At 43.3% G+C, this 26,192-nt stretch carries 27 protein-coding genes, 1 riboswitch and 1 other annotated feature; of the genes, 21 read left to right on the top strand and 6 right to left on the bottom strand.

Going from position 1 to position 26,192, the window contains the following annotated elements:
• Nucleotides 1-53: 53 nt before the first annotated feature.
• Entirely contained in the window at nucleotides 54-1,058 is a 1,005-nt protein-coding gene (gene galR, locus HT685_RS03810; protein WP_173225518.1) for a DNA-binding transcriptional regulator GalR, read from the bottom strand.
• Nucleotides 1,059-1,221: 163 nt separating this feature from the next.
• Between galR and HT685_RS03805 the strand changes: the two genes are divergently transcribed.
• The 3 genes from HT685_RS03805 to HT685_RS03795 all read left to right on the top strand — a co-directional run bounded on the left by HT685_RS03805 (nucleotide 1,222) and on the right by HT685_RS03795 (nucleotide 4,374).
• On the top strand, nucleotides 1,222-2,400 hold the full coding sequence (locus HT685_RS03805; protein ID WP_173251525.1) for a galactokinase: 1,179 nt from the start codon (nucleotides 1,222-1,224) through the stop codon (nucleotides 2,398-2,400).
• A gap of 18 nt (nucleotides 2,401-2,418) precedes the next feature.
• Nucleotides 2,419-3,900, top strand: a complete 1,482-nt coding sequence (locus tag HT685_RS03800) for a UDP-glucose--hexose-1-phosphate uridylyltransferase (RefSeq protein WP_173225524.1) — start codon at nucleotides 2,419-2,421, stop codon at nucleotides 3,898-3,900.
• A gap of 69 nt (nucleotides 3,901-3,969) precedes the next feature.
• Nucleotides 3,970-4,374: a PaaI family thioesterase gene (locus HT685_RS03795; protein WP_173225527.1), complete on the top strand. Its 405-nt coding sequence runs from the start codon at nucleotides 3,970-3,972 to the stop codon at nucleotides 4,372-4,374.
• Between the two features lie 32 nt (nucleotides 4,375-4,406).
• Here HT685_RS03795 and HT685_RS03790 read toward each other — a convergent pair whose 3' ends face one another.
• The 4 genes from HT685_RS03790 to HT685_RS03775 form a co-directional block, all read right to left on the bottom strand.
• On the bottom strand, nucleotides 4,407-5,669 hold the full coding sequence (locus HT685_RS03790; RefSeq protein WP_173225530.1) for a nucleobase:cation symporter-2 family protein: 1,263 nt from the start codon (nucleotides 5,667-5,669) through the stop codon (nucleotides 4,407-4,409).
• Nucleotides 5,669-6,250: a xanthine phosphoribosyltransferase gene (locus tag HT685_RS03785; protein WP_173225533.1), complete on the bottom strand. Its 582-nt coding sequence runs from the start codon at nucleotides 6,248-6,250 to the stop codon at nucleotides 5,669-5,671. The genes HT685_RS03790 and HT685_RS03785 overlap by 1 nt, the downstream gene beginning before the upstream one ends.
• A gap of 129 nt (nucleotides 6,251-6,379) precedes the next feature.
• Nucleotides 6,380-6,475, bottom strand: a riboswitch (purine riboswitch).
• 230 nt (nucleotides 6,476-6,705) lie between these two features.
• Nucleotides 6,706-7,092: a VOC family protein gene (locus HT685_RS03780; protein ID WP_173225536.1), complete on the bottom strand. Its 387-nt coding sequence runs from the start codon at nucleotides 7,090-7,092 to the stop codon at nucleotides 6,706-6,708.
• Between the two features lie 11 nt (nucleotides 7,093-7,103).
• Nucleotides 7,104-7,931, bottom strand: coding sequence for an exodeoxyribonuclease III (locus HT685_RS03775; RefSeq protein WP_000767453.1), 828 nt, complete (start codon nucleotides 7,929-7,931; stop codon nucleotides 7,104-7,106).
• A 219-nt stretch (nucleotides 7,932-8,150) separates the two neighbouring features.
• On the opposite strand from HT685_RS03775, the gene HT685_RS03770 reads away from it, so the two are divergent.
• The 17 genes from HT685_RS03770 (at nucleotide 8,151) to trpA (ending at nucleotide 25,018) form a co-directional block, all read left to right on the top strand.
• Complete coding sequence (locus HT685_RS03770; protein ID WP_173225539.1) at nucleotides 8,151-9,050, top strand: type II CAAX endopeptidase family protein; 900 nt, start codon at nucleotides 8,151-8,153, stop codon at nucleotides 9,048-9,050.
• Complete coding sequence (locus HT685_RS03765; RefSeq protein ID WP_000006513.1) at nucleotides 9,034-9,321, top strand: autorepressor SdpR family transcription factor; 288 nt, start codon at nucleotides 9,034-9,036, stop codon at nucleotides 9,319-9,321. The genes HT685_RS03770 and HT685_RS03765 overlap by 17 nt, the downstream gene beginning before the upstream one ends.
• Nucleotides 9,302-9,943, top strand: a complete 642-nt coding sequence (locus HT685_RS03760; protein ID WP_173225542.1) for an SdpI family protein — start codon at nucleotides 9,302-9,304, stop codon at nucleotides 9,941-9,943. The genes HT685_RS03765 and HT685_RS03760 overlap by 20 nt, the downstream gene beginning before the upstream one ends.
• A gap of 126 nt (nucleotides 9,944-10,069) precedes the next feature.
• Entirely contained in the window at nucleotides 10,070-10,525 is a 456-nt protein-coding gene (locus HT685_RS03755; RefSeq protein ID WP_020900359.1) for a DUF3290 family protein, read from the top strand.
• Nucleotides 10,522-11,157 (top strand): DUF421 domain-containing protein, encoded by a 636-nt coding sequence (locus HT685_RS03750; RefSeq protein ID WP_042900454.1) that lies wholly within the window; start codon nucleotides 10,522-10,524, stop codon nucleotides 11,155-11,157. The genes HT685_RS03755 and HT685_RS03750 overlap by 4 nt, the downstream gene beginning before the upstream one ends.
• A 54-nt stretch (nucleotides 11,158-11,211) precedes the next feature.
• Entirely contained in the window at nucleotides 11,212-12,957 is a 1,746-nt protein-coding gene (locus HT685_RS03745; protein ID WP_173225545.1) for an ABC transporter transmembrane domain-containing protein, read from the top strand.
• Nucleotides 12,947-14,689, top strand: a complete 1,743-nt coding sequence (locus tag HT685_RS03740) for an ABC transporter ATP-binding protein (RefSeq protein ID WP_173225548.1) — start codon at nucleotides 12,947-12,949, stop codon at nucleotides 14,687-14,689. The genes HT685_RS03745 and HT685_RS03740 overlap by 11 nt, the downstream gene beginning before the upstream one ends.
• A 206-nt stretch (nucleotides 14,690-14,895) precedes the next feature.
• Entirely contained in the window at nucleotides 14,896-15,588 is a 693-nt protein-coding gene (locus HT685_RS03735) for a sugar transferase (RefSeq protein WP_173225551.1), read from the top strand.
• 42 nt (nucleotides 15,589-15,630) lie between these two features.
• A complete protein-coding gene (locus HT685_RS03730; RefSeq protein ID WP_173225554.1) occupies nucleotides 15,631-16,860 on the top strand; it encodes a DegT/DnrJ/EryC1/StrS aminotransferase family protein in 1,230 nt (409 codons plus the stop codon).
• A gap of 426 nt (nucleotides 16,861-17,286) precedes the next feature.
• Entirely contained in the window at nucleotides 17,287-18,465 is a 1,179-nt protein-coding gene (gene trpB, locus HT685_RS03725; RefSeq protein WP_033676443.1) for a tryptophan synthase subunit beta, read from the top strand.
• Nucleotides 18,462-18,687, top strand: a binding site (T-box leader). Its footprint overlaps the gene before it by 4 nt.
• A gap of 71 nt (nucleotides 18,688-18,758) precedes the next feature.
• Nucleotides 18,759-20,120 (top strand): anthranilate synthase component I, encoded by a 1,362-nt coding sequence (gene trpE / locus HT685_RS03720; RefSeq protein ID WP_173225557.1) that lies wholly within the window; start codon nucleotides 18,759-18,761, stop codon nucleotides 20,118-20,120.
• A complete protein-coding gene (locus HT685_RS03715) occupies nucleotides 20,117-20,683 on the top strand; it encodes an aminodeoxychorismate/anthranilate synthase component II (RefSeq protein ID WP_173225560.1) in 567 nt (188 codons plus the stop codon). The genes trpE and HT685_RS03715 overlap by 4 nt, the downstream gene beginning before the upstream one ends.
• A 10-nt stretch (nucleotides 20,684-20,693) precedes the next feature.
• Entirely contained in the window at nucleotides 20,694-21,698 is a 1,005-nt protein-coding gene (trpD, locus tag HT685_RS03710) for an anthranilate phosphoribosyltransferase (RefSeq protein WP_173225563.1), read from the top strand.
• Nucleotides 21,695-22,462, top strand: a complete 768-nt coding sequence (gene trpC, locus HT685_RS03705; protein WP_173225567.1) for an indole-3-glycerol phosphate synthase TrpC — start codon at nucleotides 21,695-21,697, stop codon at nucleotides 22,460-22,462. The genes trpD and trpC overlap by 4 nt, the downstream gene beginning before the upstream one ends.
• Nucleotides 22,449-23,048 (top strand): phosphoribosylanthranilate isomerase, encoded by a 600-nt coding sequence (locus HT685_RS03700; protein ID WP_173225570.1) that lies wholly within the window; start codon nucleotides 22,449-22,451, stop codon nucleotides 23,046-23,048. The genes trpC and HT685_RS03700 overlap by 14 nt, the downstream gene beginning before the upstream one ends.
• Nucleotides 23,026-24,249, top strand: coding sequence for a tryptophan synthase subunit beta (gene trpB, locus HT685_RS03695; RefSeq protein ID WP_000331265.1), 1,224 nt, complete (start codon nucleotides 23,026-23,028; stop codon nucleotides 24,247-24,249). The genes HT685_RS03700 and trpB (HT685_RS03695) overlap by 23 nt, the downstream gene beginning before the upstream one ends.
• Nucleotides 24,242-25,018: a tryptophan synthase subunit alpha gene (trpA, locus tag HT685_RS03690; protein ID WP_173225573.1), complete on the top strand. Its 777-nt coding sequence runs from the start codon at nucleotides 24,242-24,244 to the stop codon at nucleotides 25,016-25,018. Before trpB (HT685_RS03695) ends, trpA begins: the two co-directional genes overlap by 8 nt.
• Here trpA and HT685_RS03685 read toward each other — a convergent pair.
• Nucleotides 24,990-25,649 (bottom strand): A24 family peptidase, encoded by a 660-nt coding sequence (locus HT685_RS03685; protein ID WP_173225576.1) that lies wholly within the window; start codon nucleotides 25,647-25,649, stop codon nucleotides 24,990-24,992. The two genes, trpA and HT685_RS03685, sit on opposite strands and share 29 nt — an antisense overlap.
• 69 nt (nucleotides 25,650-25,718) lie before the next feature.
• Here HT685_RS03685 and HT685_RS03680 point away from each other — a divergent pair, with 69 nt between their 5' ends.
• The gene (locus HT685_RS03680) at nucleotides 25,719-26,174 is read left to right on the top strand and encodes a GNAT family N-acetyltransferase (RefSeq protein WP_173225579.1); all 456 of its coding nucleotides are present in this window, start codon (nucleotides 25,719-25,721) and stop codon (nucleotides 26,172-26,174) included.
• Nucleotides 26,175-26,192: the final 18 nt, after the last annotated feature.

Genomic DNA, 26,192 nt, shown 5'->3' with positions numbered 1-26,192 from the left:
GGAATCATAGAGATTATTAGAGAAACAGCCTTGCTAGAGGTAGTTTTGTAATCCTAATCATTCCTCGTACTCTCTCTCAATGTCAGTCTGGTTCCCAGCATGGTCAAGCTGGGGATTTTGCGACCGTGGAGTACTTCCTTATTAAGAATATCCATGCCTGCTCTGCCCATTTCTTCGGTATAGACGGTGATGCTGGAGAGGGGAGGATAGACTTGCTTGGTCAGGCTAGTATCGTTAAAGGAAATAAGACTGACGCGGCCTGGCAGGCTGATTCCAGCTTCTTGGAGCGCACGGAGGGCACCGATGGCTAAACTATCGCTAGCTGCGAAAAATGCTGGCGGCAGTTGGTTTCCTAAGCTCTGAATGGCCTCCTTCATCAAGTCATAGCCAGACTGGGCGGTAAAGCTTCCTTGAAAGACCAGTTCATCATGATAGATTCCTTTTGTTTGACTGTAGTTCCTAAAATTTTCCAGTCGCTTATCCTCAATGATTTCTTCTTGGTCGGTTGTTTCTTCAAGGCCTGTTAGAATCCCGATGCGGTCCATCCCTTGGCTGAGAAAATAATCGACAACCTGTTTCATGGCAGTGTAAAAGTCTGTGATAATGCAGGTGTGTCCCAGCGAGAGGGTATCGCTATCTAGAAAGACAAGAGGTTTTTGGTATTCTTCAAAGGCAGAAATCTGAGCTCGGCTAAACTTTCCGATGCAGAGAATCCCAATCACTTCTTCGCTTAGGGTAAAAGGATGGTCATTAAAATAGCGCAAGATATCATAGTCCAACTCTTGGGCTCTTTTTTCTATGCCTAGGCGAATCTGGTAGTAGTAGAGGTCGTCCAGCTCCCCTTGTTCGCTGACCCATTGGATAATGGCAATCTTTTGCTTGGGCTTGTGGGACTCGCCTGTCTTGAGGTGCTTGGTGTAGCCCAGCTCTTCAGCAACGGTTAAAATACGGTGTCTGGTTTCTTCTGTAACAGATAGGCTCTGGTCGCGATTGAGGACGCGGGATACGGTCGCGATAGAGACAGAGGCTAGCTGTGCAATGTCTTTTAAAGTAGCCATAAATCCTCCTTGATTAGGTTAGTATATCATATTTTTCTGCTTTTTACTGATAGTTTAGTAAAATTTTAGTAAAAAGGATTGACCTTGGGAAATCCCTTAGATACAATATAAGAAAACGATTACACGTTAAGGTGACTTAACGGACAGTCAAAGGAGAATTCATATGACACAACATCTTACTGCAGAAGCACTTCGTAAAGACTTTCTTGCTGTTTTTGGTCAAGAAGCGGACCAAACCTTCTTTTCACCAGGCCGTATCAACTTGATTGGTGAACACACAGACTACAATGGTGGACATGTATTTCCGGCAGCCATTTCCTTAGGAACTTATGGGGCTGCTCGCAAACGTGATGACCAAGTCTTGCGTTTCTACTCAGCCAACTTTGAGGACAAGGGCATTATCGAAGTGCCTCTCGCTGACCTCAAGTTTGAAAAAGAGCACAACTGGACCAATTATCCAAAAGGGGTTCTTCATTTCTTGCAAGAAGCTGGACATGTGATTGACAAAGGTTTTGATTTTTATGTTTATGGGAATATCCCAAATGGTGCTGGCTTGTCTTCTTCAGCATCCCTTGAACTCTTGACAGGAGTCGTGGCAGAGCATCTCTTTGATTTAAAATTAGAGCGTCTCGATTTGGTTAAAATTGGAAAACAAACAGAAAATAACTTTATCGGAGTCAATTCTGGTATCATGGACCAGTTTGCTATCGGTATGGGGGCTGACCAACGTGCTATTTACTTAGATACTAACACTTTAGAGTATGATTTGGTACCACTTGATTTGAAGGACAATGTCGTTGTTATCATGAACACTAACAAATGCCGTGAATTGGCGGATTCTAAATATAATGAACGCCGTGCTGAATGTGAAAAAGCAGTAGAAGAATTGCAAGTTGCCTTGGATATTAAGACCTTGGGTGAATTGGACGAGTGGGCCTTTGACCAATATAGCTATCTGATTAAAGATGAAAATCGTTTGAAACGTGCTCGCCATGCTGTGCTTGAAAACCAACGTACCCTCAAAGCTCAAGCAGCCCTTCAAGCAGGAGATTTGGAAACATTTGGTCGTTTGATGAATGCGTCACACGTTTCCCTAGAGCATGACTATGAAGTAACTGGCTTGGAATTAGATACCCTAGTTCATACGGCTTGGGCTCAAGAAGGAGTTCTCGGTGCTCGTATGACAGGGGCTGGTTTTGGCGGCTGTGCCATTGCTTTGGTGCAAAAAGATGCTGTTGATGCCTTTAAGGAAGCTGTAGGCAAACACTACGAGGAAGTAATTGGATACGCTCCAAGCTTCTATATTGCTGAAGTTGCAGGTGGCACTCGCGTCCTTGACTAGTCAAAAGGAGGCTCTATAGTGACCTTAGTAGATAAATTTGTAACACATGTCATTTCTGAAAGTTCATTTGAGGAAATGGATCGAATCTACCTGACCAATCGTGTCTTGGCACGAGTGGGAGATGGTGTTTTGGAAGTTGAGACGGATCTGGATAAAGTGATTGACCTCAAGGACCAGCTGGTTGAGGAAGCCGTTCGATTAGAGACGATTGAGGATAGTCAGGCTGCGCGTGAAATCCTTGGTGCTGAACTAATGGACTTGGTGACCCCTTGTCCGAGTCAGGTCAATCGTGACTTCTGGGAAATCTATGCTCACTCTCCTGAGCAAGCGATAGAGGATTTTTACCGACTCAGTCAGAAGAATGACTACATCAAACTCAAGGCCATTGCTAAAAATATCGCTTATCGTGTTCCGTCTGACTACGGTGAACTTGAAATTACCATCAATCTCTCTAAGCCTGAAAAGGATCCCAAAGAGATTGCGGCAGCCAAGTTGGTGCAAGCTAGTAATTATCCTCAGTGTCAGCTTTGTCTAGAGAATGAGGGCTACCATGGTCGAGTTAACCACCCAGCCCGTAGCAATCACCGTATTATCCGCTTTGAAATGGCTGGTCAGGAGTGGGGCTTCCAGTATTCGCCCTATGCTTATTTTAATGAGCACTGTATTTTCTTAGATGGCCAGCATCGTCCCATGGCCATTAGTCGTCAGAGTTTTGAACGTCTGCTAGCTATCGTAGAGCAGTTTCCAGGATATTTTGCTGGATCTAATGCCGACTTGCCGATTGTGGGAGGGTCTATTCTCACTCATGACCACTACCAGGGAGGCCGTCACGTCTTTCCGATGGAATTGGCTCCCTTGCAAAAGACCTTCCGATTTGCTGGTTTTGAGCAGGTTAAGGCTGGGATTGTCAAGTGGCCAATGTCAGTGTTGCGTTTGACTTCAGATTCCAAAGAAGATTTGATTAACTTAGCTGATAAGATTTTGCAGGAATGGCGTCAGTATTCAGACCCTGCCGTGCAGATTTTGGCAGAAACAGACGGGACACCGCATCACACCATCACACCTATAGCACGTAAGCGTGATGGACAGTTTGAGTTGGACTTGGTCTTGAGGGACAATCAGACTTCTGCAGAACATCCTGATGGCATCTATCATCCTCACAAGGATGTCCAACATATCAAGAAGGAAAATATCGGTTTGATTGAGGTCATGGGTTTGGCTATTTTACCACCTCGTCTGAAAGCAGAAGTGGAGCAAGTCGCTAGCTATCTTGTAGGAGAAGCTGATACAGTTGCTGATTATCATCAGGAATGGGCAGACCAACTCAAAGCTCACCATCCAGACCTAACAGATAAAGAAAAAGCCCTTGAAATCGTCAAGGCCTCTGTGGGGGCTATCTTTGCTCGTGTGCTTGAGGATACAGGAGTCTACAAGCAGACAGAACAAGGACAGGCAGCCTTTATGCGCTTTGTGGAGCAGGTAGGAATTTTGCCAGACTAGGAGCTTTCTCCTTGCACAGTCCTATAAAAAGTAGTATCATAGTGTCGTTTGAAATATCAGGAGGAAACGATGAAAGACTTTCATTTTGACGCTATATCTGCCTTTGAAAATTACGAAATTGAACAAATGAGAGATGGTCACGTTGTGGTGACGACCAAAGTAGTGGACTCGTCGCTCAACTACTATGGCAATGCCCATGGTGGCTATCTCTTTACTCTCTGTGACCAGATCAGTGGTTTGGTGGTTATCTCGCTGGGGCTTGATGGAGTGACACTCCAGTCCTCTATCAACTACCTCAAGGCAGGAAAACTTGATGATGTATTGACAATAAAAGGAGAATGTGTCCATCAAGGTCGCACAACCTGTGTCGTGGATGTTGATATCACGAATCAAGAAGGAAAAAATGTCTGTAAGGCAACCTTTACTATGTTTGTCACAGGCCAAAGGTCAGAAGACAGACAGGTACGAATATAGATAACTAAAAAAGAGGCTCGCACCTCTTTTTCTTATTTCTTTTTATGATTTAATACTGCATTGAGGACAATGGCGAGTAGGCTGGCTACGACGATTCCGTTTGAGAAGAACATTTGGAAGGCTGTTGGCATGCTGACAAAGAGATTACTGTTGTTTAGTCCTACACCTGCAGCGATTGAAACAGCTGCGATAAGGAAGTTGTGTTCATTGTTAGCAAAGTCAACACGAGCGAGGATTTGCATCCCTTGAATCGATACAAAACCAAACATCACCAGCATAGCACCACCGAGGACAGGGCTTGGAATGATTTGGGCAAGGGCACCAAACTTAGGAAGGAGTCCAAGGAGAACCAGGAAACCAGCCGCATAGTAGATTGGTAGGCGAGTCTTGATACCTGATAATTTAACCAAACCAACGTTTTGTGAAAATCCTGTGTACGGGAAGGTATTAAAGATTCCTCCGAGAAGTACGGCCAAGCCTTCTGCGCGATAACCGTTGCGCAGGCGCGTGCTGTCGATTGGGTCTTTCGTGATATCAGACAAGGCTAGGTAAACACCAGTGGATTCAACCATAGACACTGTTGCGATGATACACATCATGACAATCGATGAGATTTCAAAGGTTGGCATCCCAAAGTAGAGTGGAGTTGGGACATGGACAAGTGGTGCTGCTGCAACAGGAGAGAAGTCAACCAAGCCCATGCTAGCAGCAATGGCAGTTCCAACAACCAGACCAATCAAAATGGAGATAGACTTGATAAATCCTTTGGTAAAGATGTTGATCAAGAGGATAATCAAAACAGTAATAGCTGCAAGTAAGAGACTTTGACCAGTTGGTTCTGGAACGTTATTTCCCATATTTCCAATAGCGACAGGAATCAAGGTTAAACCAATCGTGGTAATAACAGATCCTGTTACGATAGATGGGAAGAGATTGGCAACTTTTGAGAAGATGCCTGAAACAAGAACAACGTAAATCCCTGATGCGATAAGGGCACCAAACATAGCACCACTACCATGGCTTTGCCCAATCATAATCAAGGGAGCGACCGACTGAAAGGCGACTCCAAGAACGACTGGTAGCCCAATACCAAAGTGTTTGTTGAGTTGGAGTTGGAGGAAGGTTGCCACCCCACACATGAAGATATCTGTAGAAATCAGGTAGGTTAACTGCTCAGCCGAATAGCCAAGGGCTGTCGCAATCATGATGGGAACCAGGATAGATCCTGAGTACATAGCTAGTAAGTGCTGCAAGCCAAGAACGGCTGCTTGCGAGTGTTTTTCTTGAGTTTGCATTAGAGATCTGCCTCCTTAAATACGACTTGACCATTTTCAAAACGATCCAAACGAGCGAGTGATAGAACAGGGTAGCCTGCTTTTTCAAGCAAATCACGGCCATCTTGGAAGGTTTTTTCAATCACGATACCGATAGCTTGGACTGTGGCACCAGCTTGTTCGATGATTTGAATCAAGCCTTTGGCAGCTTGGCCATTAGCAAGGAAATCGTCGATAATCAAGACCTTGTCCTCTGGTGAGAGGAATTTTCCAGCGATAGAAACGGTGCTGGTTACCTGCTTGGTAAAGGAGTAAACTTCGGCAGTTAAGATTCCTTCGTTCATAGTGATATTTTTAGCTTTTTTAGCGAAAATCATGGGAACGTTTAAGGCTTCAGCTGTAAAAACGGCTGGAGCGATGCCTGACGCTTCAATGGTCACAACCTTAGTAATGCCAGCAGCAGCAAATTTTTCCGCAAAAACCTTACCGATTTCTCTCATTAGGCTAAAGTCAACTTGGTGGGTTAAAAAGGAATCCACTTTGAGGATGCTATCACCCAAGATATGCCCATCCTTGAGGATGCGCTCTTCTAATAATTTCATAAGACCTCCTAAAGTCTAAAAGCCAATTCATTTGCTTGTTTCAGATTTCTATCCAGTAAAACGGATAGAAAAAGGACCTACTTAATCTCTAAGTAAGTCCCCAAAATAGGCATGGCAAAAACGACCATACCTCACTGCTGACTTACTTATTGTTAGGTGTTCCGGCACCTTGTAGAAACGTCGTGCCAATTCACGACATAAACAAGTAAAACGATATTAAATTTTAAATAGGCTTGAGCCAATGTTTTTATTTTACACTAAATAACTTTAGAAATCAAATGTTTTGTTAGTGTTTTGGTTTGAAAAACGAACAAATATAAAAATGGGCAAGGATTAACTTATTGACTAACATTTAGAAGATTTTTTCATCATAAAAGACATATTATCAAGATTTTTCAAGACCTGACAATATGCCTCTTTCTAACTTTAAAGACTTTTTCCCAATCTTTATTGTTCTACTCGCTAAATCTTAAAAAATAGCCATCTGGGTCTAGAACTGCAAATTCATGAGGGTAGATATATTGTTCGCCAACTCGAAATTCTCTTTTTGTCAGGGGACGATGGATAGGATAGTCAGCTTCCAGCAGTTTTTGGTGGAGCTGAGGAGCATCTGCAATGCCAAAGGAAATATTGACACCGCGCCCGAAAGGATAGGTCAGCTGAGCTAATTCTTCTGCGCTTCCTTCTTCTAGCATAAGCTGGCAATCTTCAAGCGAGAGGAAGAGAAATTTCTCCTCTGGACGATCGTATTCGACAGAGAATCCTAGCAGGTCGCAGTAGAAGTGGCGTGATTTTTCGATGTCAGATACTACAAATTCAGGAATGACAGCTTGATAGTCCATTCGTTTTCTCCTTAGAGTTCAATCTCCAAGACAATCGGTGTATGGTCTTGACGAGCTCCTGAGTCGATCATATCAGACTTGGTCACCTTGTCAGCGATGCGGTTACTTGTGAGCCAGTAGTCGATTCTCCAGCCTGTATTGTTGATTTTAGAAGTTTTGCTGCGTTGTGCCCACCAAGTGTAGCGTTCGGGAACATCGCCGTGAATGTGGCGGAAGGTATCCGTGAATCCAGTTGCCAAAAGGTTGGTAAATCCAGCACGCTCCTCGTCGGTAAATCCTGGTGAACGGCGGTTGCTAGCAGGATTTGCAAGGTCGATCTCATTGTGGGCTACATTGTAGTCACCGGTTGCAAGGACTGGTTTTTCTTTGTCTAGTTCAGCCAAGTATTCAGCATATTTGACATCCCAGACTTGACGTTCTTCCAAGCGTTTGAGACCATCGCCAGCGTTTGGAGTGTAAACTTGTGTCACGAAAAATTCATCAAATTCCAAGGTGATGATGCGGCCTTCCAAGTCCATGGTAGAAGGGGCACCGATTTCTGGGAAAGTGACAGTGGGTGTGAGTTCTTTCTTATAGAGGAACATAGTACCAGCATAGCCTTTCCGGGCAGGCTCTTGAGAAGAGCGCCACGTGTTTTCGTAGCCTGGGAAGAGTTCTTCTAAAATTTCCAAGTGTTTCTTTGTAGGCCCTTTGGCAGAAAGCTTGGTTTCTTGGATAGCGATAATATCAGCATTTTCAGCGACCAAGGTTTGTAGGACTTCTTGGGACAATTTGGCACGAGCTGAGTCACTAGTTAGGGCAGCATTGAGGGAATCAATATTCCATGAGATAAGTTTCATAAAGTTACCTTTTTCATTCAGATTATAGATTTTATTATACCAAAAAAAGGTCTATTTCCCCAACGTATGGTTTGAAAAATCACTCTTTAGACTTTATCCTGAGAAAATAAAAATTCCCTAAACTATTTAGAAAAAAATCTAAATAGTTCTTGTATTTAGAATAGAAAGGTGTATAATGTTATTTAGAAAAACATCTAAATAGAAAGTGAAGTTATATATATGTCAAATAAGAGAACAATCCTTCTTTTTGTGGTCTTGGCCTATGCCCTTGCTTGGATAATATGGTTGGCACTATGGTTAAGTGGTGTTGGTCTAAATTCTCCATGGAGTCAACTTGCTAGTATTGTAGCTATGTGGATGCCTGCACTTGCAGTCTTTATTTTAGGGAAAATCACGAATCAACCTAGTGGAATCAAATCTAAATTAGTCGTGAATCTCAAGAGGAACTGGAGCTTTTACTTACTAGCTATCTGGTTACCAGCAGTCATCAGTTTTTTAGGAGCGGGACTTTATTTTCTTGTATTCCCTAGTAATTTCAGCCTTGGTTTTGAATCTATTCAAGCTATTTTACAAGAAAAAGGAGTCCTTCAATCAGCCATTCCCTTATCTTTCTTGGCTTTGATTCAAATCCTATCTAGTTTGACCTACGCTCCTTTTCTTAATAGTTTCTTTGCATTGGGAGAGGAAATTGGTTGGCGTGGCTATCTTTACCCAGTGCTAAGAGAACGCTTTTCACTAGTCCAGACTCATGTCTTACTTGCTCTCATTTGGAGTCTATGGCATTTACCAATCAATTTGCAAGGATATAATTATGGCCTTACTTATTTTGCTTATCCCGTTTTGGGAGTTGTTGCTATGTTTCTATCTTGTTTTAGCCTAGGAATATTGTTGAGCTGGTTGTTGGAAAAGACAGGTTCTATCTGGGCTTCTGCCCTATTTCATGGGGCAATCAATGCAACTGCAGGTCTTGGTTTACTCTTTCAATTACCAGGAGAAAAAATTTCAAGCCTCTTGATTTTAGGCCCATCACCGACAGGAATGCTATCAGTTCTACCTTGCTTAGTCCTATCCCTACTAATATTACAAAGGGAAAGGAGTCATTATGAGTTTTGCAAATAGCTTTAAAGCCTTATCTCATCCAGTTAGGAGAGAGATTTTGAATTTACTCAAAACAGGTAGATTACCTGCAGGAGAAATTGCCAGTCAATTCGAGTTGACTAGTGCAACTATTTCACATCATCTCACGATTTTGAAAGCAGCGGATTTGATTCATGAAATGAAAGAAAAAAACTTTATTTATTATGAGTTAAACACATCGGTTTTAGAGGATATAATGGTTTGGTTAGCAGATCTGAAAGGAGATCATTTTGATGAAGATAAAAATCAATAAGAAATTGGTATTATTTACGAGCATTCTCATCCTACTACCTTCCCTTGTAGGTTGTGTTTTCTGGAATCAATTACCAGAGGAGATACCCACTCATTTTAATCTACTGGGTCAAGCAGATGGCTACAATCATAAAGTGTTTGCTATCTTTGGATTGCCTGCTCTCATGCTTTTGATGCATTGGTTGCTTCTATTTATAATGATTAAGGATCCTAAATCTAGCAATATCAGTTCAAAAATACAAGTTTTGATTTACTGGATTATTCCTTTTGTATCTTGTCTATCAATGATTTCTATATACGGAGAATCTTTGGGTTATTCCATGATGAGTGGGCTACTAGCTCAGATTTTTATGGGAGTCGTGATGATCGTAATTGGAAATTATCTACCAAAAACACACCGAAATTATATAATCGGTATTCGACTTCCGTGGACCTTGGAGAGTGATAAAAACTGGAGAAAAACACATCGATTAGCTGGAAAAATTTGGGTATTAGGAGGATTGTTATTGTTTCTAAATTCCTTTGTGCAACTGTATGTTTACTGGGTATTCTTCTTGACACTTTTCTTTGTAGTGATAATTCCTAGTGTCTATTCTTATCAATTATCAAAATTAGAATCTTGAAACAGGTATTTGAGTCATTAGTTAGAGAAGTTGGTCTGATAAGTCTATTTCCCCAACGTATGGTTTGAAAAATCACCCTCTTTCGTTTATAATGAAGAATGATTTTATGAAAAGGAGTGAAAATAAATGAAATTTTACTCATATGACTATGTACTTAGCCAAATCAGTCAGCAAAATGGAATTATGATTGGCTTTGGGATTGTGCTCCTAGCTATCACAGGATTTTTTGCTTTTAAGGCTTATCGTGATAAAAAGGGGACTAAGTTTCGGGAATTGGTCATGATTTTGGCCTTGACTTTGGTAGCCATGCTTTTGGTGACGATTTCAAAATACCAGACCAATCAAGCCTCTAACAATCAATTTCAAACCTCCCTTCATTTTATAGAGGTCGTTTCCAAAGACTTGGGAGTGGATAAATCAGAAGTTTACGTCAATACTTCAGCTGCCACTGATGGAGCGCTTGTCAAGGTCGGTTCAAATGTCTACCGTGCCATGAACGGGAGCCAACCAGACAAGTATCTTTTAGAGAAATTAGAATTGCATCAAACAGACGCTATTGAATTGGTGGAGGTAAACAAATGACACTCAACTATATGGAAATTTTAATCAAACTGGCCTTGGGTCTCTTCTCGCTTGTTTTTGTTATCAATGTGACAGGAAAGGGAAACCTAGCACCTAACTCTGCGACAGACCAAATTCAGAACTATGTTCTTGGTGGTATCATCGGTGGGGTGATTTACAATAGTTCAATTAGTATTCTCCAGTATGCAGTGATTTTGATGATGTGGACGATTTTGGTCTTGACCCTCAAGTGGCTTAATAACAATGTTCGTTTTGTCAAACGCTTGATTGATGGGAAACCAACTCTCCTCATCAAAAATGGGAAGATTGACCCAGAAGCCTGCCGTTCAGTTGGTTTGTCTGCGTCGGATGTAGCCCTCAAACTTCGTAGCCAAGGGATTTTCCAGATGAAGCAAGTTAAACGAGCTGTGCAGGAGCAAAATGGCCAACTCATCGTGGTCCAAATGGGAGATGAAAATCCTAAGTATCCAGTTGTGACTGACGGTGTGATTCAAGTTGATGTTTTGGAATCGATTGGCCGTAGCGAAGAGTGGCTGCTTGACAATCTCAGCAAGCAAGGGCATGACAATGTAGCCAACATCTTTATCGCTGAGTATGACAAGGGTGCTGTTACAGTCGTAACCTATGAATAAGAAAAACCTGGGGTTTTGGCCTCAGGTTTCCATTTGCAATCAGAAAGGGATTTTATGTCCATTATTCAAAAACTTTGGTGGTTTTTCAAGTTAGAAAAACGCCGTTATTTAGTCGGGATTGTGGCCCTGGTCTTGGTTTCCGTCCTCAATCTCATTCCCCCCATGGTTATGGGGCGGGTCATTGATGCCATCACTTCGGGGCAATTAAGCCAGCAGGACTTGCTTTTGAACCTCCTTTATCTGCTTCTTGCAGCTTTGGGTATGTACTATCTACGCTATGTTTGGCGCATGTATATCCTTGGGACTTCCTACCGTTTGGGACAGATTATGCGCTCTCGCTTATTTGAGCATTTCACAAAAATGTCTCCAGCCTTTTATCAAACCTATAGGACGGGGGACCTGATGGCACATGCCACCAACGATATCAATGCCTTAACCCGTCTCGCAGGGGGAGGGGTTATGTCAGCGGTGGATGCCTCTATCACAGCTTTAGTGACCTTGCTGACCATGCTCTTTAGCATTTCGTGGCAGATGACCTTGGTTGCCATTCTTCCCCTGCCTTTCATGGCTTATGCCACCAGTCGTTTAGGGAGAAAGACCCACAAGGCCTTTGGTGAATCCCAAGCAGCCTTTTCCGAACTTAATAACAAGGTACAGGAGTCTGTATCAGGTATTAAAGTGACCAAGTCTTTCGGTTATCAGTCTAATGAATTGGCCTCTTTTCAGGAAGTAAATGAATTGACCTTCCAAAAGAACCTCCAAACCATGAAATACGATAGTCTCTTTGACCCTATGGTTCTCTTATTTGTTGGTTCATCCTATGTTTTAACGCTTTTGGTCGGCTCCTTGATGGTTCAGAAAGGGCAAATCACGGTTGGGAATCTAGTTACCTTTATCAGCTACTTGGATATGCTAGTTTGGCCTCTTATGGCCATCGGCTTCCTCTTTAATATTACTCAGCGAGGGAAGGTTTCCTATCAGCGGATTGAGGAACTTTTGTCTCAGAAATCACCTGTACAAGACCCTGAGTTTCCTTTAGATGGTATCGAAAATGGGCGTTTGGAGTACGCTATTGACAGCTTTGCCTTTGAAAATGAGGAAACACTGACAAATGTTCACTTTAGTTTGGAAAAAGGGCAAACATTGGGCTTGGTTGGTCAGACAGGCTCTGGAAAAACGTCTTTAATCAAACTCCTCTTGCGTGAGTATGATGTTGACAAGGGAGCCATTTATCTAAACGGTCACGATATTCGTGACTATCGTCTGACAGACCTTCGCAATCTCATGGGCTACGTCCCTCAGGACCAGTTCCTCTTTGCGACTTCAATCTTAGACAATATTCGCTTTGGCAATTCTAAACTGCCTCTTTCAGCTGTCGAGGAAGCTACTAAGCTAGCCCAAGTTTACCAAGATATTGTAGCCATGCCTCAGGGATTTAATACGCTGATTGGTGAAAAGGGAGTCAGTCTTTCTGGTGGTCAAAAGCAGCGTCTGGCCATGAGTCGGGCTATGATTTTAGACCCTGATATCTTGATTTTGGATGATTCTTTGTCGGCTGTGGATGCCAAGACGGAGTATGCGATTATCGACAACCTTAAGGAGACGCGAAAGGACAAGACAACCATTATTACGGCTCATCGCCTCAGTGCGGTTGTCCATGCAGATCTGATTTTAGTCCTGCAAAATGGTCAAATTATCGAACGAGGCAGGCACGAAGACTTGCTAGCCTTGGATGGCTGGTATGCCCAAACCTACCAGTCTCAGCAGCTGGAAATGAAGGGAGAAGAAGATGCAGAATAAGAAAGAACAATGGACTGTATTGAAGCGCTTGATGTCCTATCTCAAGCCTTACGGCCTCCTGACCTTTTTAGCACTCAGTTTTCTCCTAGCGACGACGGTCATTAAAAGTATCATTCCCCTTGTGGCTTCCCATTTTATTGACCAGTATCTCAGCAATCTCAACCAACTCGCAGTAACCGTTTTGCTGGTCTATTATGGCCTTTATATCCTACAAACTCTGGTCCAGTATGTCGGTAATCTTCTCTTTGCACGGGTGTCATACAGTATTGTTAGAGATATTCGTCGGGATGCTTTTGCCAATATGGAAAAACTGGGTATGTCTTACTTTGACAAGACGCCAGCAGGCTCCATCGTCTCTCGTTTGACAAATGACACCGAGACTATCAGTGATATGTTTTCGGGGATTTTATCTAGCTTTATCTCAGCAGTTTTCATCTTTCTGACAACTCTTTATACCATGTTAGTATTGGATTTTCGTTTGACAGCTTTAGTCTTGCTCTTTCTCCCCTTGATTTTCCTTTTGGTCAATCTCTATCGGAAAAAGTCCGTCAAGATTATCGAGAAAACCAGAAGTCTCTTGTCAGATATCAATAGTAAGCTGGCAGAGAACATCGAGGGAATCAGAATAATCCAGGCCTTTAATCAAGAGAGGCGCCTGCAGGCAGAATTTGATGAAATCAACCAAGAACACTTGGTCTATGCCAACCGTTCTGTAGCCTTGGATGCCCTCTTTTTGAGACCTGCCATGAGTTTGCTGAAACTTCTAGGCTATGCAGTTTTAATGGCCTATTTTGGCTATCGTGGCCTTTATCTGGGAATAACAGCAGGGACCATGTATGCCTTTATCCAGTACATCAATCGTCTCTTTGACCCCTTGATTGAGGTGACGCAAAATTTTTCGACCCTTCAAACTTCCATGGTGTCTGCAGGTCGTGTATTTTCTCTGATCGACGAGAGGATCTATGAGCCTCATCAAGAAGATGGGCAGGCTAAAGTCAAAGAAGGCAATATTCGATTCGAACATGTGTGCTTCTCATATGATGGCAAACATCCGATTCTGGATGACATTTCTTTCTCTGTTAACAAGGGTGAGACCATTGCTTTTGTAGGTCATACAGGTTCTGGGAAATCGTCTATTATCAATGTTCTCATGCGCTTTTATGAATTTCAGTCAGGGCGAGTTCTCTTGGATGATGTGGATATTAGGGACTACAGTCAGGAAGAACTGAGAAAAAATATCGGGCTGGTCTTGCAGGAACCCTTCCTCTATCATGGGACCATTAAGTCCAATATCGCCATGTACCAAGACATTAGTGATGAGCAGGTCCAGGATGCGGCAGCCTTCGTGGATGTAGATTCCTTTATTCAGGAACTTCCTTTGGGCTATGATTCCCCTGTTTCCGAGCGTGGTTTGAGTTTTTCAACTGGACAGCGTCAGCTTCTTGCCTTTGCTAGAACAGTCGCCAGTCAGCCTAAAATCCTGATTTTGGATGAAGCGACAGCCAATATTGACTCTGAAACAGAAAGTCTGGTTCAAGCTTCTCTGGCTAAGATGAGACAGGGACGAACAACCATTGCCATCGCCCACCGCCTTTCTACCATCCAAGATGCCAACTGTATCTACGTATTGGACAAGGGGCGCATTATCGAGAGTGGAACCCATGAGGAACTCTTGGCTTTGGGTGGAACCTACCACAAGATGTATAGCTTGCAGGCAGGGGCCATGTCTTAATATTCTTTGAAAATCTCTTAAAACCATGTCAGCTTTATCTGCAATCTCAAAGCTGTACATTGATCAGCCTGTGGCTAGCTCTTTGATTTTCATTGAGCATAAGAAGGAAATCCTTCAAATTACAGATTTCTTTCACCGCCTTTTCCATTTTGTGGTATAATGAAAAATGTTGACAAATAGTATAATAAAAACAAAGGAGAAACAGCATGCTGAAATGGGAAGACTTGCCCGTGGAAATGAAATCAAGCGAGGTTGAGTCTTACTACCAGCTTGTCTCTAAAAGGAAGGGTTCGCTGATTTTTAAGCGTTGTTTGGACTGGGTTCTGGCCTTGGTCTTACTGGTTCTGGCCTCTCCCATCTTTCTCATCTTGAGCATTTGGATCAAGTTGGATAGCAAGGGACCAGTGATTTACAAGCAAGAGCGCGTGACCCAGTACAATCGACCTTTCAAGATTTGGAAGTTCCGTACCATGGTGACGGATGCGGATAAAAAAGGGAGTCTGGTGACTTCTGCTAACGATAGCCGCATTACCAAGGTTGGCAATTTTATCCGCCGTGTCCGTTTGGACGAACTGCCTCAGCTGGTGAATGTCCTTAAAGGCGAAATGTCCTTTGTCGGTACACGACCTGAAGTGCCACGCTACACAGAGCAGTATAGCCCTGAAATGATGGCAACCTTGCTTTTACCAGCAGGGATTACCTCTCCAGCCAGCATTCACTACAAGGATGAGGACACTATTATCAGTCAAATGACCGAAAAAGGCCTGTCAGTTGACCAAGCCTATGTCGAACATGTCCTTCCTGAAAAGATGCGCTATAACCTTTCTTATCTCCGAGAATTTAGTTTCCTTGGAGACATCAAAATTATGTTTCAAACCGTGTTTGAAGTGCTAAAATAAAGTAGTCATGAGAAAATGAGTACAGATAAAAGGAGCAAATCAATGCCAAATTACAATATTCCATTTTCACCACCCGATATTACGGAAGCAGAAATTGCTGAAGTAGCGGATACTCTTCGTTCTGGTTGGATTACAACAGGTCCTAAGACAAAAGAACTAGAGCGTCGCTTGTCTCAATACACACAGACGCCTAAGACTGTCTGCCTCAACTCTGCGACTGCCGCTCTTGAGTTGATTTTGCGTGTTTTGGAAGTGGGGCCTGGTGATGAAGTCATCGTTCCAGCTATGACTTACACAGCTTCATGTAGTGTCATCACGCACGTGGGAGCAACCCCTGTCATGGTGGATATCCAAGCAGATACGTTTGAGATGGACTATGATCTGCTGGAGCAAGCTATCACTGAGAAAACTAAGGTGATCATCCCAGTAGAGCTCGCAGGGATTGTTTGCGATTATGACCGTTTGTTCCAAGTCGTGGAGAAAAAACGTGATCTCTTTACTGCGTCAAGCAAGTGGCAAAAAGCCTTTAACCGTATCGTGATTGTTTCTGATAGTGCCCATGCTTTGGGATCAACATATAAAGGACAACCAGCTGGTTCTATCGCTGACTTTACATCCTTCTCTTTCCATGCTGTTAAGAACTTTACAACAGCTGAGGGAGGAAGTGCGACTTGGAAAACAAGTCCAGCGATTGATGACGAAGAGATGTACAAAGAATTCCAAATCCTTTCCCTTCACGGGCAAACTAAGGATGCTCTTGCCAAGATGCAACTGGGTTCATGGGAATACGATATCGTCACACCAGCCTACAAGTGCAATATGACAGATATAATGGCATCACTTGGATTGGTACAATTGGATCGTTACCCAAGTTTGCTTGGCCGTCGTAAGGACATCGTGGACCGTTATGATCGTGGTTTTGCAGGTTCTCGTATCTATCCATTGGCACACAAGACTGAAACTGTCGAATCTTCACGCCACCTCTACATCACCCATGTAGAAGGAGCAAGTTTAGAAGAGCGCAACCTCATCATCCAAGAATTAGCCAAAGCAGGAATTGCAAGTAACGTCCACTACAAACCACTTCCGCTCTTGACAGCTTATAAGAATCTTGGCTTTGATATGGCGAACTATCCTAAGGCTTATGCCTTCTTTGAAAATGAAATTACTCTCCCTCTTCATACTAAACTAAGCGATGAAGAAGTGGACTATATCATTGAGACTTTCAAAACAGTTTCTGAAAAAGTACTAGCTTCATCAAAAAAATTGTAAAAAAGTCTTGACAAAGAAAAAACAAAGTATTAAAATAAGTTCAACAAATCAGAAAAGTAACTATTTTTGATCTTCAGGGAGCCTGTGGTGATTGTGAACAGGTGGTTGGAAGTAGTGAAAGTGGGCTGATTTTAAAAATGAATTTGAAACAATGAAAATTCGGTGCGCACACCTTACAGTGCAACTTGTTGTTAGACAAGGCAGAGATGTAAAGGGATAGTCCCTTTATAATTGAGGTGGCACCGCGTTACCAACGCCCTCACACGGAAGTATTTTCTGTGTGTGGGCTTTTTTCTATCCGTCATTTTGTTTATCTTTTATTAGGGCGTTAAGTCGCTTTGATGAACTTGAGTTCTATCTGCAGCTCCTTGCCTACTACTAAAAGCAAACAAAAAGTCGAATAAATACTGAAAGAGGAAAAATTTTATGACAACTAAAGGTTATTTTGGACAATTTGGTGGTAGTTTTGTACCGGAGCCGATTCAGGCTTTGTTGGATGAGTTGGAAGTGACATTTGAAAAGTACAAGGATGATCCAGAATTTTTGGCAGAATTTCGCCATTACTTGAAGGACTATTCAGGTCGCGAAACACCGCTCTATTTTGCAGAAAGTTTGACAGAGCACCTAGGTGGTGCTAAGATTTATCTCAAGCGCGAAGACCTTAACCACCTTGGTTCTCACAAACTTAACAATGTTTTAGGACAAATTCTTCTTGCCAAACGTATGGGCAAAAAACGAGTGATCGCGGAAACAGGAGCTGGTCAGCACGGTGTTGCGACAGCAGCGGCTGCAGCCAAGTTTGGTATGGCCTGTGACGTCTACATGGGGGCAGAAGATGTGGAACGTCAACGTCTCAATGTTTTCCGTATGGAGATGATGGGAGCAACTGTTCATGCAGTTGAAACGGGAACACGAACTCTTAAGGATGCGGTTGATGCAGCCTTTGGAGCATGGATGAATGACCTTGAAGCCTTTTATGTTCTGGGATCTGCTGTGGGACCTCACCCATATCCAACCATTGTTCATGAGTTCCAAAAAGTCATCAGTGAAGAATCTCGCCGTCAAATCTTAGAAAAAGAAGGACGCTTACCAGACTATGTCATTGCTTGTGTAGGTGGTGGTTCTAATGCTATTGGTGCATTTTCTCAGTATGTGGCTGATGAAGAAGTTAAATTGGTTGGGGTCGAAGCTGCTGGTCACGGACTTGACACAGACAAGCACGCAGCTACTATGACAAAAGGTAGTATCGGAATTGTCGACGGCATGAAGACTTATGCAGTCTTTAAGGAAGATGGAGAGTTGGCTCCAGTTTACTCTATCTCAGCTGGATTGGACTATCCAGGGGTTGGCCCAGAACACGCCTACTTCAAAGATTCAGGTCGCGTGGAATATGTGGCTGCGACGGATGAAGAAGCTGTTCAGGCTCTCCTCCTTCTCAGCAAGACTGAAGGAATTATCCCAGCGATTGAAAGTTCGCACGCTATCGCAGAAGCAGTTAAACGTGCACCAAAACTAAGTAAAGATGATATTATCATCATCAATGTCTCTGGTCGTGGAGACAAGGACGTAGCTGCGATTGCAGACTACCTAGAAGCTAAAAAATAAAAGATGGAAAAATTACAGTCTTTTCTCTCACAGAGAGCTTGTGGTTGCTGGAAACAAGCAGAGAAAGCTGTAAGGTTGGGTCCATCTGAAACAAGAGAAGAAAACATAATTCTCAAGGGAGTGCCCTTTATCGCACAGCCTGTTACAGAATCTTTCTAAGACAGGAATGAGAGATAGGAGAAATCCTATAATTGAGGTGGCACCGCGAATTTCGTCCTCACGCAAGTTATTTTGCGTGGGGATTTTTCATACAGTCGCCACAGACTAGAATTAGAACTGAAAGGGAAATTACAATGGAACGAATCATTCATGGAGATGTCTTATCACCAATCTTGGCTTATATGCGCCTAAAGGGGCAACACAAGGTTATCTTAGAGAGTATTCCGAGAGACAAGGAAACCGCTCGTTTTTCTATCCTAGCCTATAATCCAGTTTTTGAGATTAAGTTTGAAAATGGAGTCCTTTATCAAAATGGTCAAGTGATTGATCGGGATCCTTTGGATTTCCTTTATGAAGTGGCTCATAAGAGCCAGCACCATTCAGACCTACCTTTTGGTGGGGGAGCTATTGGCTTTGTTGGTTACGATATGATTTCGCTCTATGAAGAAATTGGTCAAATCCCTGAGGATACCATTGGAACGCCAGACATGCATTTCTTTGTCTATGAGAGTTACATAGTTTTTGACCACAAGAAGGAAAAAATTCATGTTATAGAGGATGCTCTTTACAGCGAGCGCAGTCAAGAAGATTTGGAAGAAGCCTTGAACCAAGTGCTGGAGGAATTACGCATCCCTGCTCCAAATGAATTTGAAGATTTGGATTTATCTCCGCTGGACTTCAAACCGCATATCGCTCCTCAGAAGTTTGAGGAAATGGTGGAAACAGCTCGTGACTTGATTCGTAACGGGGATATGTTCCAATGTGTACTCAGTCAGCGCTTCTCAGCAGAGGTTACTGGAAATCCATTTGACTTCTACAGAAATCTTCGCGTGACCAATCCATCTAATTATCTCTATTTCTATGATTTTGATGATTACCAAATCATCGGTGCCAGTCCTGAAAGTTTGGTTTCAGTCAAAAATGGCATCGTGACAACCAATCCGATTGCGGGAACGAGACCAAGAGGGGCTACGGAAGAAGAGGACAAGGCCTTGGCGACAGATTTACTTTCTGATGAGAAGGAAACAGCAGAACATCGGATGCTAGTAGATTTGGGACGTAATGATATCGGTCGCATTTCTGAAACGGCCAGTGTCCAAGTTACTAAGTATATGGAAGTGGAGCTCTTCCGCTATGTCATGCATTTGACCAGCGTGGTCAAGGGGCGTTTGCTTCCAGAACTCACTGCAATGGATGCCTTGAAATCAACACTTCCTGCTGGAACAGTGTCAGGAGCACCAAAGATTCGTGCTATGAGACGCATCTATGAACTGGAAACGGAAAAACGTGGCGTATACGCAGGAGCGATTGGCTACTTGTCTGCGACAGGTGATATGGATTTTGCCATTGCCATCCGAACTATGATTCTCAAAAATCAAACAGCTTATGTGCAGGCTGGGGCAGGGATTGTCTATGACTCCATCGCCCAAAACGAATACCAAGAAACCATTAACAAGGCTAAATCTATGACTAGAATTGGAGAACTAAGACCATGATTTTATTGATTGACAACTATGATTCTTTTACCTATAACTTGGCGCAATACATTGGGAATTTTGCAGAAGTGCAGGTCTTGAGAAATGATGATCCCAAGCTGTATGAAGAAGCTGAAAAAGCAGATGGTCTGGTCTTTTCTCCTGGTCCTGGTTGGCCAGTTGATGCTGGTAAGATGGAAGACATGATTCGTGACTTTGCAGTCAAGAAGCCGATTCTAGGGATTTGTTTGGGCCACCAAGCCATTGCAGAAGTCTTTGGTGGTAAGCTAGGCTTGGCTCCAAAAGTCATGCATGGGAAACAGAGCAATATCAGCTTTGAAGCCCCATCTGTATTGTATCAAGGCATTGAGGACGGCCGTGCGGTCATGCGTTACCACAGTATTTTGATTGAAGAAATGCCAGAAGACTTTGAAGTGACAGCTCGTTCGACTGATGACCAAGCTATTATGGGAATTCAACACAAATCCCTTCCAATTTATGGATTCCAGTACCATCCAGAAAGTATCGGAACGCCAGATGGCTTGTCTTCTATTCGGAATTTTATCGAGAATGTTGTAAAGTGAGGAAACTAGGATGAAAGAGATTATTGAAAAACTAGCAAAATTTGAAAATTTATCAGGTGTGGAAATGACGGATGTCATTGAGCGTATCGTAACTGGGCGTGTAACGGAGGCGCAGATTGCTTCTCTCCTCTTAGCTCTTAAGATGAAGGGGGAAACACCTGAAGAACGCACAGCCATTGCCCAAGTCATGAGAGGGCATGCCCAACATATTCCAACTGAAATTCATGATGCTATGGACAACTGTGGTACAGGTGGGGACAAGTCTTTCAGTTTTAATATTTCCACAACTGCAGCCTTTGTCTTGGCTGGTGGCGGTATTCACATGGCCAAGCACGGTAACCGTTCGATTTCTTCTAAATCTGGTTCTGCAGATGTTCTCGAAGCCTTGGGTATCAACCTAGACCTCAAACCAGCTGAACTAGGTAAGGTCTTTGATAAAACTGGCATCGTCTTTCTCTTTGCTAAAAATATGCATCCAGCAATGAAATACATCATGCCAGCTCGTTTGGAATTGGGAATTCCAACGATTATGAACTTGACTGGTCCTCTGATTCACCCAATGGCTTTGGAAACACAGCTTCTTGGAATTAGTCGTCCAGAACTTCTAGAAAGTACAGCTCAGGTTTTGAAAAATATGGGTCGCAAGCGTGCCATCGTGGTTGCTGGGCCAGAAGGATTGGATGAAGCTGGCTTGAATGGAACAACTAAGATTGCTCTTCTTGAGAATGGCGAAATCAGCTTGTCAAGCTTTACTCCAGAGGATTTAGGGATGGAGCGTTACGCTATCGAAGATATCCGTGGTGGCAATGCTCAGGAAAATGCAGAAATTTTGCTCAGCGTTCTTAAAAATGAACCAAGTCCATTCTTGGAAACGACAGTCTTAAATGCTGGTCTTGGTTTCTATGCTAATGGTAAGGTAGATAATATCAAGGAAGGAGTTGCCTTAGCTCGTCAAGTGATTGCTAGTGGCAAGGCTCTTGAAAAACTCAGACTGTTACAGGAGTACCAAAAATGAGTCAGGAATTTTTAGCACGAATTTTAGAGCAGAAGGCGAGTGAGGTGGAGCAGATGGAGCTGGAGGAAATCCAGCCCCTGCGCCAGACCTATCGCTTGGCTGACTATCTAAAGCAACACCAAGACCGCTTGCAGGTAATCGCTGAGGTCAAGAAAGCTAGCCCTAGTTTGGGAGATATCAATCTCGATGTGGATATTGTGCAACAGGCCCAGACTTATGAAGAAAACGGAGCAGTGATGATTTCTGTTTTGACAGATGAAGTTTTCTTTAAAGGGCATTTGGATTATCTACGGGAGATTTCCAGTCAGGTAAACATTCCGACGCTTAACAAGGACTTTATTATCGATGAAAAGCAAATCATTCGAGCTCGCAATGCTGGTGCGACAGTCATCTTGCTCATCGTTGCAGCCTTGTCAGAAGAACGTCTCAAGGAACTTTATGACTATGCGACAGAGCTTGGTCTGGAAGTTTTAGTGGAGACTCACAATCTAGCTGAACTAGAAGTGGCTCACAGACTTGGTGCCCAGATTATCGGGGTCAATAACCGCAACTTGACCACCTTTGAAGTTGACTTGCAGACCAGTGTAGACTTGGCTAAACATTTCAAAGATGATTGCTTGTACATTTCTGAATCTGCTATTTTCACAGGGCAGGATGCGGAACGAGTAGCATCATACTTTAATGGAATTTTAGTTGGGACAGCTCTTATGCAGGCAGAAGATGTAGCTCAGAGAATCAAGGAGTTGCAGATTGACAAAGGTTAAAATTTGCGGACTATCGACCAAAGAAGCGGTGGAAACAGCCGTCTCAGCAGGAGCCGACTACATCGGTTTTGTCTTTGCACCTAGTAAAAGACAGGTGACTTTGGATCAGGCTGCCGAGCTGGCAAAGCTTATTCCTGCAGATGTCAAAAAGGTTGGTGTGTTTGTTTCACCAAGTCGGGCAGAACTGCTAGAAGCGATTGAAAAAGTTGACTTGGACTTGATTCAAGTTCATGGTCAGGTGGCGGATGATTTGTTTGAGAATTTGCCTTGTGCCAGTATTCAGGCTGTGCAGGTGGATGGAGAGGGTCATGTGCCCAATTCTCAGGCAGACTATCTACTCTTTGATGCCCCTGTGGCAGGGAGTGGCCAGACCTTTGACTGGGGACAACTGGATACGACAGAATTAACTCAGCCCTTCTTTATCGCAGGTGGGCTTAATGAAGACAATGTAGTAAAAGCAATTCAACACTTTACTCCCTATGCAGTCGATGTATCAAGCGGAGTGGAGACAGACGGACAAAAAGATCATGAAAAGATTAGAAGATTTATAGAGAGGGTAAAGCATGGCATATCAGGAACCAAATAAAGATGGATTTTACGGAAAATTCGGCGGACGTTTTGTCCCAGAAACATTGATGACAGCAGTTTTGGAGTTGGAGAAGGCTTACCGTGAAAGTCAGGCAGACCCAAGTTTCCAAGAGGAATTAAATCAGCTCTTACGTCAGTACGTAGGACGTGAAACTCCTCTTTACTACGCAAAAAACTTGACCCAGCATATTGGCGGAGCCAAGATTTATCTTAAACGTGAAGACCTTAACCATACAGGGGCTCACAAGATTAACAATGCCTTGGGACAAGTTCTTCTGGCTAAACGCATGGGTAAAAAGAAAATTATCGCAGAAACAGGTGCTGGTCAGCACGGTGTAGCAACTGCAACAGCTGCAGCCCTCTTTAACATGGAATGTACTATCTACATGGGTGAGGAAGATGTCAAACGCCAAGCCCTCAATGTCTTCCGTATGGAGCTTTTGGGAGCCAAGGTTGAGGCAGTGACAGATGGTTCGCGCGTGCTCAAGGATGCGGTCAATGCAGCCCTTCGTTCATGGGTAGCTAATATCGATGATACCCACTATATCCTTGGATCTGCCTTAGGACCTCATCCATTCCCAGAAATTGTTCGTGACTTCCAAAGTGTCATCGGTCGAGAAGCTAAACAACAGTACCGCGACTTGACAGGTCAAGATCTGCCAGATGCCTTAGTAGCCTGTGTTGGAGGTGGTTCAAATGCCATCGGTCTCTTCCATCCCTTTGTAGAAGATGAGTCTGTAGCTATGTATGGAGCTGAAGCAGCAGGGCTTGGTGTGGATACAGAGCACCACGCAGCTACCTTGACCAAGGGTCGCCCAGGTGTCCTTCACGGTTCCCTTATGGATGTGCTCCAAGATGCCCATGGTCAAATTCTTGAAGCCTTCTCTATTTCAGCAGGTTTGGACTATCCTGGTATCGGTCCAGAACATTCTCACTACCACGATATTAAACGTGCTAGCTATGTCCCTGTGACGGACGAGGAAGCCTTGGAAGGATTCCAGCTCTTGTCTCGTGTGGAAGGGATTATCCCAGCCTTGGAATCTAGCCATGCTATCGCCTTTGCGGTGAAATTAGCCAAAGAACTGGGTCCAGACAAGTCCATGATTGTCTGTCTATCAGGTCGTGGGGACAAGGATGTGGTTCAAGTCAAGGACCGCTTGGAAGCAGATGCAGCAAAGAAGGGAGAAGCTCATGCCTAAGACATTAACAGAAAAATTGAATGCTATAAAAGCAGCTGGAAAAGGAATTTTCGTTCCCTATATCATGGCTGGAGACCACGAGAAAGGTTTGGATGGTCTCGGTGAAACAATCCACTTTTTAGAAGATTTGAGTGTCTCTGCCATTGAAGTGGGTATTCCCTTTTCAGATCCTGTCGCAGATGGACCTGTTATCGAAGAAGCAGGCTTGCGCAGTCTAGCTCATGGTACTTCGACACAAGCTTTGGTTGAAACCTTGAAAACCATTGAAACAGAGATTCCACTGGTCATTATGACCTACTTCAACCCCCTCTTTCAGTACGGTGTGGAGAACTTTGTCAAAGATTTGGCAGATACAGCGGTTAAGGGATTGATTATCCCAGACCTGCCTCATGAACATGCTAACTTTGTAGAGCCTTTTTTGGCAGATACAGACATCGTCTTGATTCCTCTAGTTAGTTTGACGACAGGGATTGAGCGTCAGAAAGAGTTGATTGAAGGGGCAGAAGGTTTTGTCTATGCCGTTGCTATCAATGGGGTGACAGGGAAATCAGGCAATTACCGAGCAGATTTGGACAAGCACTTGGCACAATTGCATCAAGTGGCTGACATCCCCGTCTTGACAGGATTTGGTGTATCTAGTCAAGCCGATGTAGAACGCTTCAATGCGGTGTCAGATGGTGTTATCGTCGGTTCAAAAATCGTAAAAGCTCTCCACAAAGGAGAGCCGATTCAGGACTTTATCAAACAAGCAGTAGCTTACCAAAAATAATCACACAAGTAGCGAGTAATAGGAAAGGCACGAAAGGAAGTCTTTCCTTTTTCTTTTGCAGGAGAAAGGCCAGAATCCCTGTTGCAGAAGCAAACTGAATCAAGATGAGTAATTCGGTCGCACTAAAGACGAGAGCACAAGAAGCTAAAAAGAGAAAATCCCCTGCACCCATACGGATATCGATAAAATGAGCTAGAATTCCTAGGACAAGGAAAAAGACCATGACCAGATTCCAGCCTGAGTAGACCATTAGAGGCAGATGGAAAGTTATCCAGACCAGTAAGGGATATTCCTGATGGCGAAAGTCGTAGATGCCCAAGGTCAAACCAGCAGTGATTAGGATGACTTGCCCCAAGGAAAGAAAACCCCAAGACCAAGATAGAAAGAGGAGTCCTAAGCTTAGTTCAAAGAGGGCATACCAGACAGGATAAGGAGCCTTGCAGTAGCGACAGCGAAAGCGATTGAAGATCTGCGAGAGAATCGGAATCAAATCTAAGGGACGCAAGCGAGTCTGACAGGAATCGCAGTGACTAGCAGGTCGGATAATGGACTGCTCAGGAAAACGGTCAATGACCAAACCGAGAAAGGAAGCGAGAATGCTCCCAACAAGAAAAAAATAAAAATCAATCATACTTATCTATTCGTAAAAAATAGGAGAAGTAGTATAATGGAGAAACATAGATAAGATGGTGAGGCAAAGATGATAATTCGTTTTGAAGAAAAGGTGAGCACAGAAAATGCTCAGCTCGTATGCCAATGGTCCAACTCCCTCGGCAAATCCTTTCAAGAACAATGGATGGGACCAATGATTCCTTTTCCCTTGACCATTCAAGTCTTGCAAGATTTGGAAGGAATCTTTTCAATCTTTGATGGATACGAGTTTGTGGGGCTTATCCAGAAAATCAGGCAAGAAGACAGCAATCTTCATATTGGAAGATTTTTTATCAACCCCCAGAAACAGGGGCAAGGCTTAGGTAGCCAGGCCTTAAGGAAATTTGTTAGTTTGACTTTTGAAAATGGAGACATAGATAGTATTTCTCTAAATGTCTTCGATGCAAATCAAGCAGCCAAGCACCTCTATCAAAAAGAAGGATTTGAAATTGTTCAAACCATTGAAGCACCTGCACGAAAATACCTTATGAAAAAGTTTAGATAGAAATCAAAAAAGCCTTGG

It is taken from the genome of Streptococcus sp. 5004 (assembly GCF_013276755.1).
Lineage (GTDB): Bacteria > Bacillota > Bacilli > Lactobacillales > Streptococcaceae > Streptococcus.
This window is presented reverse-complemented; position numbering and strand designations above follow the sequence as displayed.

Coding starts and splice junctions, on each gene's coding strand:
- HT685_RS03685 (WP_173225576.1), bottom strand. CDS start 25,649: ATGATTGATTTTTATTTTTTTCTTGTTGGGAGCATTCTCGCTTCCTTT.
- HT685_RS03760 (WP_173225542.1), top strand. CDS start 9,302: ATGAAGATAAAAATCAATAAGAAATTGGTATTATTTACGAGCATTCTC.
- HT685_RS03680 (WP_173225579.1), top strand. CDS start 25,719: ATGATAATTCGTTTTGAAGAAAAGGTGAGCACAGAAAATGCTCAGCTC.
- trpB (WP_000331265.1), top strand. CDS start 23,026: ATGGCATATCAGGAACCAAATAAAGATGGATTTTACGGAAAATTCGGC.
- trpC (WP_173225567.1), top strand. CDS start 21,695: ATGAGTCAGGAATTTTTAGCACGAATTTTAGAGCAGAAGGCGAGTGAG.
- HT685_RS03735 (WP_173225551.1), top strand. CDS start 14,896: ATGCTGAAATGGGAAGACTTGCCCGTGGAAATGAAATCAAGCGAGGTT.
- trpE (WP_173225557.1), top strand. CDS start 18,759: ATGGAACGAATCATTCATGGAGATGTCTTATCACCAATCTTGGCTTAT.
- trpA (WP_173225573.1), top strand. CDS start 24,242: ATGCCTAAGACATTAACAGAAAAATTGAATGCTATAAAAGCAGCTGGA.
- HT685_RS03780 (WP_173225536.1), bottom strand. CDS start 7,092: ATGGACTATCAAGCTGTCATTCCTGAATTTGTAGTATCTGACATCGAA.
- galR (WP_173225518.1), bottom strand. CDS start 1,058: ATGGCTACTTTAAAAGACATTGCACAGCTAGCCTCTGTCTCTATCGCG.
- trpD (WP_173225563.1), top strand. CDS start 20,694: ATGAAAGAGATTATTGAAAAACTAGCAAAATTTGAAAATTTATCAGGT.
- HT685_RS03785 (WP_173225533.1), bottom strand. CDS start 6,250: ATGAAATTATTAGAAGAGCGCATCCTCAAGGATGGGCATATCTTGGGT.
- HT685_RS03770 (WP_173225539.1), top strand. CDS start 8,151: ATGTCAAATAAGAGAACAATCCTTCTTTTTGTGGTCTTGGCCTATGCC.
- HT685_RS03795 (WP_173225527.1), top strand. CDS start 3,970: ATGAAAGACTTTCATTTTGACGCTATATCTGCCTTTGAAAATTACGAA.
- trpB (WP_033676443.1), top strand. CDS start 17,287: ATGACAACTAAAGGTTATTTTGGACAATTTGGTGGTAGTTTTGTACCG.
- HT685_RS03765 (WP_000006513.1), top strand. CDS start 9,034: ATGAGTTTTGCAAATAGCTTTAAAGCCTTATCTCATCCAGTTAGGAGA.
- HT685_RS03730 (WP_173225554.1), top strand. CDS start 15,631: ATGCCAAATTACAATATTCCATTTTCACCACCCGATATTACGGAAGCA.
- HT685_RS03740 (WP_173225548.1), top strand. CDS start 12,947: ATGCAGAATAAGAAAGAACAATGGACTGTATTGAAGCGCTTGATGTCC.
- HT685_RS03750 (WP_042900454.1), top strand. CDS start 10,522: ATGACACTCAACTATATGGAAATTTTAATCAAACTGGCCTTGGGTCTC.
- HT685_RS03805 (WP_173251525.1), top strand. CDS start 1,222: ATGACACAACATCTTACTGCAGAAGCACTTCGTAAAGACTTTCTTGCT.
- HT685_RS03790 (WP_173225530.1), bottom strand. CDS start 5,669: ATGCAAACTCAAGAAAAACACTCGCAAGCAGCCGTTCTTGGCTTGCAG.
- HT685_RS03775 (WP_000767453.1), bottom strand. CDS start 7,931: ATGAAACTTATCTCATGGAATATTGATTCCCTCAATGCTGCCCTAACT.
- HT685_RS03715 (WP_173225560.1), top strand. CDS start 20,117: ATGATTTTATTGATTGACAACTATGATTCTTTTACCTATAACTTGGCG.
- HT685_RS03745 (WP_173225545.1), top strand. CDS start 11,212: ATGTCCATTATTCAAAAACTTTGGTGGTTTTTCAAGTTAGAAAAACGC.
- HT685_RS03755 (WP_020900359.1), top strand. CDS start 10,070: ATGAAATTTTACTCATATGACTATGTACTTAGCCAAATCAGTCAGCAA.